The organism is Bosea sp. BIWAKO-01, assembly GCF_001748145.1.
Lineage (GTDB): Bacteria > Pseudomonadota > Alphaproteobacteria > Rhizobiales > Beijerinckiaceae > Allobosea.
In genome coordinates this window covers 635,400-646,136 of record NZ_BCQA01000001.1, presented here as the reverse complement: position 1 = coordinate 646,136, position 10,737 = coordinate 635,400, and the positions used below count along the sequence as shown (strand labels likewise).

At 66.8% G+C, this 10,737-nt stretch carries 9 protein-coding genes; 4 read left to right on the top strand and 5 right to left on the bottom strand.

The window, feature by feature from the left end; translation table 11 throughout:
- Positions 1–22 precede the first annotated feature (22 nt).
- Positions 23–292, top strand: coding sequence for a hypothetical protein (locus BIWAKO_RS02975; protein ID WP_069877276.1), 270 nt, complete (start codon positions 23–25; stop codon positions 290–292).
- Positions 293–354: 62 nt separating this feature from the next.
- On the opposite strand, the gene scpA is transcribed toward BIWAKO_RS02975, so the two are convergent.
- From scpA to BIWAKO_RS02955, 4 genes are all read right to left on the bottom strand, one after another.
- Positions 355–2,523, bottom strand: coding sequence for a methylmalonyl-CoA mutase (scpA, locus tag BIWAKO_RS02970; protein ID WP_069877275.1), 2,169 nt, complete (start codon positions 2,521–2,523; stop codon positions 355–357).
- The gene (gene thiD, locus BIWAKO_RS02965; RefSeq protein WP_069877274.1) at positions 2,520–3,344 is read right to left on the bottom strand and encodes a bifunctional hydroxymethylpyrimidine kinase/phosphomethylpyrimidine kinase; all 825 of its coding nucleotides are present in this window, start codon (positions 3,342–3,344) and stop codon (positions 2,520–2,522) included. Before thiD ends, scpA begins: the two co-directional genes overlap by 4 nt.
- Before the next feature lie 16 nt (positions 3,345–3,360).
- Positions 3,361–5,355 (bottom strand): methylmalonyl-CoA mutase subunit beta, encoded by a 1,995-nt coding sequence (locus BIWAKO_RS02960; RefSeq protein ID WP_074471497.1) that lies wholly within the window; start codon positions 5,353–5,355, stop codon positions 3,361–3,363.
- Positions 5,356–5,524: 169 nt separating this feature from the next.
- Positions 5,525–5,911, bottom strand: a complete 387-nt coding sequence (locus BIWAKO_RS02955) for a DUF2267 domain-containing protein (protein ID WP_069877273.1) — start codon at positions 5,909–5,911, stop codon at positions 5,525–5,527.
- Between the two features lie 150 nt (positions 5,912–6,061).
- Between BIWAKO_RS02955 and BIWAKO_RS02950 the strand changes: the two genes are divergently transcribed.
- From BIWAKO_RS02950 to BIWAKO_RS02940, 3 genes are all read left to right on the top strand, one after another.
- A complete protein-coding gene (locus BIWAKO_RS02950; RefSeq protein ID WP_069877272.1) occupies positions 6,062–7,603 on the top strand; it encodes a helicase HerA-like domain-containing protein in 1,542 nt (513 codons plus the stop codon).
- Between the two features lie 115 nt (positions 7,604–7,718).
- A complete protein-coding gene (locus BIWAKO_RS02945) occupies positions 7,719–9,101 on the top strand; it encodes a dipeptidase (protein ID WP_069877271.1) in 1,383 nt (460 codons plus the stop codon).
- Positions 9,098–9,679, top strand: a complete 582-nt coding sequence (locus BIWAKO_RS02940; RefSeq protein WP_069877270.1) for an LOG family protein — start codon at positions 9,098–9,100, stop codon at positions 9,677–9,679. Before BIWAKO_RS02945 ends, BIWAKO_RS02940 begins: the two co-directional genes overlap by 4 nt.
- A gap of 179 nt (positions 9,680–9,858) precedes the next feature.
- Here the strand turns inward: BIWAKO_RS02940 and BIWAKO_RS02935 are convergent, their stop codons facing one another.
- On the bottom strand, positions 9,859–10,701 hold the full coding sequence (locus BIWAKO_RS02935) for a S1 family peptidase (protein WP_069877269.1): 843 nt from the start codon (positions 10,699–10,701) through the stop codon (positions 9,859–9,861).
- Positions 10,702–10,737 lie beyond the last annotated feature (36 nt).

Sequence of the window (10,737 nt, the reverse complement as noted above, 5' to 3'; positions counted from 1 at the left end):
GCCGCCACACAGGATCAGGACCATGTTCCGCAAACTCGCCTCAGCCGGCCTCGCGACCTTCATCATCGGCGCTGCGACCCTGGGCGCGGCAAGCCTGGCGGGGACGGGCTCCGCCGCAGCCTTTGACGGCCGCTGGGATCGCTATCAGGAGCGCCCGGCCTATGGCTGGCGCCCGGCACCGCCCGCGTTCCACGGCTATTGGGGACAGCGTCAGTGGCGCCGCTTCGGCGAGGACGACCGGCGCTATGCCCGCCCTCGTCACTACGAGAGCTACGGCTACGGCTGGCGTTGATCTCGTGTAGCGACAGTTGGTGATCATGGCGCGGGCGCGGCTCTTCCAGCCGCGCCCGTCGGCTATTCCGCCGCGGTGCGCTGGCTGTAGCCGAGCCGCTGGTTGAGCTCCTCGAGCAGCTTCTCGGCCGCATCGGCGATCACGGTACCCGGCGGGAAGATCGCGCTCGCACCGGCTTCGATCAGCGCCTCGAAATCCTGGGGCGGGATCACGCCACCGACGACGATCATGATGTCGGGCCGGCCGGCCTTGCCCAGCGCCGCCTTCAGTTCCGGCACCAGCGTCAGATGCCCCGCCGCCAGCGAGGAGACGCCGACGATATGGACGTCGTTCTCCACAGCCTGCCGCGCCGCCTCGTCCGGCGTTGCGAAAAGCGGCCCGATATCGACGTCGAAACCGAGATCGGCGAAGGCCGACGCGATCACCTTCTGACCGCGGTCATGCCCGTCCTGGCCCATCTTGGCGACGAGGATGCGCGGCCGGCGACCATCGGCCTCCTCGAAGGCTTCGGTCATCATCTGCACGCGTGTCACCGCAGGGTTTTCCATGCCGACCTCCCGCTTGTAGACGCCGGAAATCGACTTGATCTCGGCCCGGTGCCGCCCGAAGACTGTCTCCATCGCCATGGAAATCTCGCCGACCGTCGCCTTGGCGCGGGCCGCCTTGACCGCGAGATCGAGCAGGTTGGCGTCGCCGGCGGCACCATGCGTGAGCGCCGTCAGCGCGGCTTGCGTCTCGGCTTCGTTTCGCTCGGCCTTGAGACGACGGAGCTTGTCGAGCTGTTGGGTGCGAACCGAGGCATTGTCGACCTTGAGCACGTCGATCGAAGCCTCGTTCTCCGGCTTGAAGATATTGACCCCGATGATCGACTGCTGCTTGCCGTCGATGCGTGCCTGGGTCTTGGCGGCTGCTTCCTCGATGCGCAGCTTCGGAATGCCCGCCTCGATCGCCTTGGCCATGCCGCCGAGAGCCTCGACCTCCTGGATATGACCCCAGGCCTTGGCTGCGAGTTCGGCGGTGAGCCGCTCGACATAATAGGAGCCGCCCCAGGGATCGATGATCCGGCTCGTGCCGCTCTCCTGCTGCAGCAGGATCTGGGTATTGCGGGCGATCCGGGCGGAAAAGTCGGTCGGCAGCGCCAGCGCTTCGTCGAGCGCATTGGTGTGGAGCGACTGGGTGTGGCCCTGCGTCGCCGCCATCGCTTCGATCATCGTGCGCGGCACGTTGTTGAACACATCCTGCGCGGTCAGGGACCAGCCGGAGGTCTGGCAATGCGTGCGCAGCGGCAGTGACTTCTCGTTCCGGGCGCCGAAATCCTTGACGAGCTTGGCCCAGATCAGCCTGGCCGCGCGCAGCTTCGCCACTTCCATGAAGAAGTTCATGCCGATGGCCCAGAAGAAGGAGAGCCGCGGCGCGAAGACATCGACACCGAGACCGGCCTGCTGCCCGGCGCGGATATACTCGACGCCATCGGCAAGCGTGTAGCCGAGTTCCAGGTCCTGCGTCGCTCCCGCCTCCTGCATGTGATAGCCGGAGATCGAGATCGAGTTGAATTTCGGCATGTTCGCCGAGGTATAGGCGAAGATGTCGCCGATGATCCGCATCGAGGGCGAGGGCGGGTAGATATAGGTGTTGCGGACCATGAACTCCTTGAGGATGTCGTTCTGGATGGTCCCCGAGAGCTTGGCCGCCGGCACGCCCTGTTCCTCGGCCGCGACGATATAGAGCGCAAGAACCGGCAGGACCGCGCCGTTCATCGTCATCGACACGCTCATCTGATCGAGCGGGATGCCGGAGAACAGCGTGCGCATGTCGTAGATCGAGTCGATCGCGACGCCTGCCATGCCGACATCGCCACCGACGCGCGGATGGTCGCTGTCATAACCGCGATGGGTCGCGAGATCGAAGGCGACCGAGAGCCCCTTCTGCCCGGCGGCGAGATTGCGGCGGTAGAAGGCGTTCGAATCCTCCGCCGTGGAGAAGCCGGCATATTGCCGGATCGTCCAGGGCTGGTTCACATACATGGTCGGGTAGGGGCCCCGCAGATAGGGTGGCAGGCCAGGCAGGCTGTCGACGAAGGGCAGTCCGTCGCGGTCGGCCGCGCTATAGACGGGTTTCACCGGGATGCCCTCCGGCGTCAGCCAGGGCTCGGCTGCCGGGGCCGGAAACGGGGCCGCTGCCGGGGTGCGATCGTCGAAGGCGAGCGTCGTGAAGTCCGGGATCGCGGTCATGGCTTTCTCCCGTCGGTCCTGTCCCACCAATGGTGGAAATGATGCACCGGTCCATGGCCATGGCCAACCGGAACCTGGTCGGCGGCAGCGATGGCTGCCGAGATATAGGTCTTTGCCTGGCCGACCGCTTCAGGCAGCGCCAATCCTTTGGCGAGGCCTGACGCGATCGCCGAGGATAGCGTGCAGCCTGTGCCGTGGGTATTGCGCGTATCATGGCGGGGCGCGCTGAACCGCTGGCGCTGGCCTCCGGCCAGGAGCAGCAGATCCGTGCTGGTCTCGCCGCTGCCATGCCCGCCCTTCAACAGCACGTTTGCGGCGCCGAAGCCGATCAGTCTCTCGGCCTGTTCTTCGATCGCCGCATCGCTTGTCGCCATAGCGGAGCCAAGCAGCGCCGCTGCTTCCGGCAGGTTGGGCGTGACCAGCGTCGCGAGCGGGAAAAGCAGGCGCCGGATCGCGTCGACGGCCTTGTCCTCGAGGAGGCGAGCCCCCGAAGCCGCGACCATGACGGGGTCGAGCACGATGTTGCGGGCCTTGTGCCGCACCAGGCCCGCGGCAACCGTCTCGATCAGTTCGGCTGTGGCGAGCATGCCGATCTTCACCGCTGCGACGTCGAGATCGGAAAAGACGGAGTCGATCTGCTGGGCGACGAAACCGGCCGGTACGGCGTGGATCGCGGTGACGCCCGTGGTGTTCTGCGCGGTCAGCGCGACGATGACGCTGGCGCCATAGACCTGATGCGCCGCAAAAGTCTTGAGATCGGCCTGAATTCCGGCGCCGCCGCTGGAATCGGAGCCGGCAATGGTGAGGGCGATGGGCGTCAAGGCACTGCTCTCCGTATCAGGCAGCCGCGATCGCCTGCGCCTGTTCAAGCGCGGCGATGACATCGGCTCCCGCAAAAACGAACGAGGCCACACCGGCCTGGTTCAACGCGTGTTCCATTTCACCGGGCTTGCCGGCGAGCCAGACCGTCGCGCCCTGGGCGCGCAGCGCCTCAGAGGCGGCAACAGCCTCGGCCGCATAGCCGGCATCCGAGCCGCAGAGGCAGGCGAGGCGCGCGCCCGAGGCCTGATAGGCCGCGATCAGTGCCGGAATGTCCGTCCCGCCATTGCCGGGGAAGCCGTCATGGCCGGGAGCCGAGAGGCCTCCGGCCTCGAACAGGTTCCGCGCGAAGCCGGCGCGCGCCGTGAAATCGGCGACAGGCCCCAGCGTCGCGAGGAAGACGGCCGGGCGCTTGCCGCGCTCTTGCGTCAGCACGTCCGCCTTGTCGCGCAGGGCCTCGAATGCCTCGGCAAGCCGCATTGAGGGCAGGGCCTCGACCTTCAGCCCATCCTGTTCGGGAGCCGTCGCCGCATCCGCGCGCGTCGCCCCCATCGCAAGCCGGCTGATCAACGCCGCCTGGTCCTGATCGGCCGCCCTGGTCGTGGATTGTGGGGCGCGTGTCCGCTTCACCGGCGCGATGTCGAGCACTTTGACCGGAGCCTCCGCGAGATTCGGGAACTCGCTGGTTCCCGTGATCGGCTCGCGGCGGGTCGCGATGGCTTTGGCGCGGATATCGCGCTGGCGGGAAAGGCCCTGCTGGACATGGCCGTTGGCGAGTGCCGCGACGATGCCGGGCCGGCCGTCACTGGCTTCGCGCTCCAGATCCTGCATTTTGGTCCAGGCCTGCTCGCATAGCGCATGGGTCAGAGCCTCGAAACCGCCCGCCCCTCCGGCAGGGTCGGCGACGCGCCAGAGATTGGCCTCCTCCAGCAGGACGAGCTGGGTGTTGCGGGCGACGCGGCGGGCAAAGGCATCGGGCAGACCGAGCGCGGCGGTGAATGGCAGGACAGTGAGAGAGCCCGCCCCGCCGATGCCGGCCGAGAAGGTCGCGACCGTCGCACGCAGCAGATTGACCCAGGGGTCGCGCCGGGTCAGCGAGCGCCATGCCGTCTCGGCGTTCAGCGCCATCGGCTTGAGATCAAGCCCGCAGGCCTGCTGCACGCGCTGCCAGAGCAGCCGAGCAGCGCGGAACTTCGCGATGGTCATGAACTCGTCGGTATCGGCGACGAGAACGAAGGATATGGCGTCGCGGGCCTGATCGAGCGACATGCCGCCGGCTTCCAGCGAACGCAGATAGGCGATCGCGGTCGCCATGAGCGCGCCGAGTTCCTGCGCCTCGGTCGCGCCGGCCTCCTGATAGGGGCGTGCATCGGCCGTAATGAAGGGGCCCGCGAATCCGCGCGCCTTCAGGGCCTCGATGGTCTCGACAAGGCGGCGGCCGATTTCGGGCCATGAGGCCGCGAATACGCCCTGGCTGGCGAGGATGCCGATCGGGTCGAGCCCGAAATCGATGGTCGTCGTCGCGGGGTCTATTCCGCGACGTTCGACAAGCGCGGCAAGCAGGAGCGCATTGATGCGTCCGCCCGCTGCGGGGTCGATCCTCAGGCTGATCAGGTCGAGCATTACGCCGTCGAGCGCGGCATCCAGCGTGGCGACATCATCGGCGACCAGCCCATAGCCGCGGGCCGCGCGGGCGCCTGCAAAGCTGAGAACGAGCGAGTCTGCGCCGCCTTCGAGATCTGCGAGCGCCAGATCGCGGGCCTCTGCGGGGGACGGATGGTCGATCCGCGTGCTGACCTGCCAGCGCCCGGCTTGCGAGCGCGCCGGCCGTGCCTGCGGGCTGGCCGCAGCATAGAGCGGCTCGATCCGGATGCCGTCGGCGGTCCGTCCGACGAGACGCTTCTCGAAATCGGCTCCCTTCAGAACCTTGTCGACGGCTGCGCGCCACTGCGCCTGATCGGGCAGCGGAAAGGCCTCCATGAAGGGCAGATCGGATGTCGAGGCCGAGTTCATGCGCGCCGGTCTCCCTGCTTGCGGCATGCTGCAATTGCGAATGCGTGATGCCACGTGCGCAGACGCACCGCCATCCCTACTTCGTCCAACGCCGCGTGCGCAAACCCCCGGCCGAATCGAAAACGCCGCCCGTTGCCGGGCGGCGTTCCTACTCAAGCCGGAATGGCGATCAGACGAACTGGCCGAGTCCGGGAATCGCTCCGACGATCGCGCCCATCGCGTCTTCGCCGGCCTTTTCGCGGCCGACCGCGAACATCTCCTTGGACACGCTCTGGATCTGGCCCATCGAGAGCCCGGCGCCCATCAGCTGCCCGCCGAGCGCCATGACGCCGCCGCCACCGCCCATCAGGCCGCCAACCATGCCCATCAGGCCGCCTTTGCCGCCACTGGCGGAATCGGCGAGCTCCTGTGCGCCGGGCAGGGCGGACATCAATTGTTCGATTTCTGCGGCGGGGCCTTCCTTCTGCAGGAAAGCGAGGATGATGCCGATCGCCTTGCGGGCGAGGCCTTCATCGAGCCCGGAAGCCGCCACGATGCGGGAGATCAGTTCATCCATCGGTTTGTCCTCTTCAAGGGGTCGGCCTGTGCCGCTTGGTGATAGTTTACATATTTACGATCTGAATCAAACAGGGTTCAGGCTTCCGCCGGACGGCCCATTTCGCTACACCCGTCGCCTGACGCTTCGACAACAGCATAGGCGAATCTCATGGCGGATGACGGCACGATTCTGATCGGCAAGAGCTGGAAGCCCGAATCGCTCCTGCTCAAGCTTGCCAATCGTCATGGCCTGATCACTGGCGCAACCGGCACCGGCAAGACGGTGACATTGCAGGTTCTGGCCGAAGGCTTTGCGCGCCACGGCGTTCCCGTCTTTGCAGCCGACATCAAGGGCGACCTGTCCGGTGTTGCCGCACCGGGCGATTCGAAGCCGCCCTTCCTCAAGCGCGCCGAGGAGATCGGCGTGACCTACCAGCCTGACCAGTTCACCACCGTATTCTGGGACGTGTTCGGCGAGCAGGGCCATCCTGTCCGCGCGACCATCTCGGAAATGGGGCCGCTGCTGCTGTCGCGCCTGCTCGATCTCAACGACACGCAGGAGGGGGTGCTCAACATCGCCTTCCGCATTGCCGACGAACAGAAGCTGCTGCTGCTCGACCTCAAGGACCTGCGCGCGATCCTCTCCTTCATCGCAGAGAACGCGCAGTCGCTGACGACGAAATACGGCAACGTCACGGCCCAGTCGGTCGGGACGATCCAGCGCTCCTTGCTGGTGCTGGAAAACCAGAAGGGCGATCTGTTCTTCGGCGAGCCGGCGCTCGACATCAACGACCTGATGCGGACCGACCGTGGCGGGCGCGGCGTCATCAACATGCTCGCCGCCGACAAGCTGATGGCCAATCCGCGGCTCTATGCAACCTTCCTGCTCTGGCTGCTCTCGGAGCTGTTCGAGCAGCTGCCGGAGGTCGGCGATCTCGACAAGCCGAAGCTGGTCTTCTTCTTCGACGAGGCTCATCTGCTCTTCAACGGCGCGCCGAAGGCACTGCTGACGGCCGTCGAGCAGGTGGTCAGGCTGATCCGCTCGAAGGGCGTCGGCGTCTATTTCGTCACGCAAAACCCGCTCGATATTCCCGACACGGTTCTGGCCCAACTCGGCAACCGTGTGCAGCACGCGCTGCGCGCCTTCACGCCGCGCGATCAGAAGGCGGTCAAGGCGGCCGCCGAAACCTTCCGTCAGAACCCCAAATTCAAGACCGAGGAAGCGATCACCCAGCTTGCGGTCGGCGAGGCGCTGACCTCGACGCTGGAGGGCAAGGGCACGCCGACCATGGTCGAGCGCACGCTGATCGCGCCGCCCATGGCGCAGGTCGGCCCGGTCTCAGCCCAGGAGCGTGCCCAGTGCATGCGCGATTCCGGCTTTGCCGGGAAATACGACACCATGATCGACCGCGAGTCGGCCTATGAAGAGCTGATGAAGCGCAAGGGCCTGAACGGCGATGGTTCGCCGGTCGAGGCGTCGACTGGCGGCGGCGGCATCATGGATACGATCGGTGGCTGGCTTGGCGACGCCGTCGGCAATGGCGAGCGGCCCAAGACCGGTCCGGGCAGCCGGGGCGGGCGGCTTCCGCCAAGCATGACGGAAAAGATCATTACGTCGGCAGCCCGTTCGGCCGCCTCGACGATGGGGCGCCAGATCGGCTCGGCCATCCTTCGCGGAGTGCTCGGCTCGATGATGGGCGGCCGCAAATAGCCGGCGACGCGGGGCAGCCATGCCGGCCGGCCTGCTGGTGCCGGCACCATGGCTTGTCATGATGATGCAACCTAAAATCCGCTCATGCCTTGAGCCCATAGTGAGATCGAGCGACATGCCCAAGCTTCCTGCGATTCTCTCCCGCCTCGATGCCGAACTGGATGCCTCGCTGGCCCGGCTGGCGTCGTGGATCGCGATTCCGTCGATCGCCACCGATCCGGCCTATGCCGCCGATAGCCGCCGCGCCGCGGAATGGCTGCGGGACGATCTCGAATCGCTCGGCTTCAAGGCCTCGCTGCGCGAGACGCCCGGCCAGCCGATCGTCGTCGGGCATCGGCCGAAGCCCGGCGCGCCGCATGTGCTGTTCTATGGCCATTACGACGTCCAGCCGGTCGATCCGTTGAACCTGTGGGAAAGCGACCCGTTCAAGCCCGTGGTCAAGGAGATCGCGCCCGGCCGCAAGGTCATCACGGGGCGCGGCGCCTGTGACGACAAGGGCCAGGTGATGACCTTCATCGAGGCCTTGCGGGCGACGCTGAAGGAAACCGGCGATCTGCCGGTCGGCATCACTATCCTGGTGGAGGGCGAGGAGGAATCCGGCTCTCCCAATCTGCCGCCCTTCGTCGCGGCGCATGCCGAGGAGCTGAAGGCCGATGTCGCGCTGATCTGCGACACCGGCATGTGGGATCGGGAAACGCCGGCCATCACCGCTTCGCTGCGCGGGTTGGTCTATCAGGAGGTGACGATCACCTGCGCCGACCGCGACCTGCATTCGGGCCTGTTCGGTGGCGCCGCCGCCAATCCGATCCATGTGCTGTCGCGCATCGTCGCGGCGCTCCACGACGAGACCGGGCGGATCACCATTCCCGGCTTCTATGACGGTGTCGAGGAACCGACGGCCGAGCAGAAGGCGGATTGGCAGGCGCTCGGCCTGACCGAAGCGGAATTCCTCGGGGGGATCGGCCTCAAGCACTCGATCGGGGAGAAGGGCCGGATGCTGATCGAGCAGATCCAGTCGCGCCCGACCTGCGACGTCAACGGTCTCTGGGGCGGCTATATCGGCGAAGGCACCAAGACGGTGATCGCGGCCAAGGCTTCGGCCAAGATCTCCTTCCGCCTCGTCGGCAAGCAGGACCCGCAGAAGATCGCGGCCGCCTTCCAGGCCTTCGTGCGGGCGCGATTGCCGGCGGATGTCACGGCCGAGTTCGTTGCGCACGGTGCCTCGCCGGCGATTGCCGTTCCCGTCGATTCGCCGGCCCTGCTCAAGGCGCAGGCCGCGCTGACCGAGGAATGGGGCCGCAAGGCGGTGACCATCGGCTCGGGTGGCTCGATCCCGGTCGCCGGGGACTTCAAGCGCACGCTCGGCATGGACACCCTGCTCGTCGGCTTCGGTCTTGATGATGACCGCGTCCACTCGCCGAACGAGAAATACGACCTCTCTTCCTTCCACAAGGGCCAGCGTTCCTGGGCCCGCATCCTGCAGGCGCTGGGCGCATGAAATCGGTTTGTATCTTTTGCGGCTCCAACCCGGGCAATGACGAGGTCTACGCCGCCGGCGCCCGGGCCATGGGCGCCGAGATCGCCAGGCGCGGGCTGACGCTCGTCTATGGCGGCGGCGCTGTCGGTCTCATGGGCACCGTTGCCAATGCGGCGCTCGCGGCCGGAGGCGAGGTCCACGGCATCATCCCGCGCGCGCTCCGCGAAAAGGAGATCGGCCATAACGGGCTGACCCGGCTCGAAGTGGTCGACACCATGCACACGCGCAAGGCGAGGATGGCTGAACTCTCGGACGGCTTCATCGCGATGCCGGGCGGCATCGGCACCTTCGAGGAGATTTTCGAGATCTGGACCTGGGGCCAACTCGGCATTCACACGAAACCGCTCGGCTTCCTGAATATCGGCGGCTTCTACGATCCGCTCGCGACCTTCCTCGACAACACCGTCGAGGCGGGCTTCCTGAAGCAGAACCACCGCGCCATGGCGATGACGGATACCGAGCCGGCGACCCTGCTCGAAAGGATGGATCAATATGTTCCGTCCGCGACGTTCAAATGGGTGGAGAAGGAGGAGACCTGAGTCTCCTTCAACCGCCGCGCCTCCCGATGGTCTGCCCTCTGCAGTCCGGTGCGGGCGTTATCGGGCTCGCCAGACCACTGCGATGCCGGATTTCGCCGGCCGGGTTGTGCATCTCACGCGTCGCACGGCCCTGCCGACGGGAGCGGACGGAGGTTCCGCGTTGAGCCGTCGGGTTCGGCTCAGCGGCTGAACCACCAGCTATAGCTGGCGCGCGGCGCGATCGGAGCCTCCTGGCGCCCGCCTTCGCCAAGCGCGAGAAGCCGGCCGCTGGCCTCGGTGATCCAGGAGCGGTGCTCACTGATCGGCGTAATGGCGGTGAAACCGCCGCAAATCCGCCTGACGCGCGAATTCAGCGGGCCGCTCGACCAGCTGACGATGCCGACCAGATCCCGTGAGGCCGCCGAGCCGCGCAGGACGGGGCCGCCGGAATCGCCACGGCAGGCACCCGCGCCAGGCGTTTCGCCCAGCGCCTGCGTGTCGACCGCGACCTTCACCGTGTTCGACGTCGTGTAGTTTCCGGCATTGACGAGCGGCGTCTCGCGCAGCCGCCGCGCGGTACGCTTGTTGTTCTCGGACGAGAGGCCATAGCCTGCCATCGTCACGGTCTCGCCCTGCCAGAGACCGCTGCCAAGCGAGAGCGGTTCGATATCGGCGGGAAGGGGAGAGGCGAGCCTGAGAACGGCGAGGTCGGTCCCGGGCTGGGTGCGCGGCGTGGTGCCGGGAACGAAGCTCGGATGCGGCAGGACCCCGATCACCGGGTGGCTGCGCTCGCGAAAGCGCGGATCCAGGCTCACCACACGGACCGCCCCACCGCCCATCAGGCAATGCGCCGCGGTCAGGACGAGTTCAGGCGCGATCGCCGCGCCGGAACAGAGCTCGCCGCGGCTGGTCTCGACCCTGACCGTCCATGCGCGCGGGCCATCGACCCCTCGCGAAGGAGCGCCACCGACGACGGCAGCTACCGGGGAGGCCGCCGCGCAAAGTGCTGCGGCAAGGGCAAGGATCGGAGCACGAGACATCATGAAGCAACCGCCGTATTCACATTGCCACTCTATGGC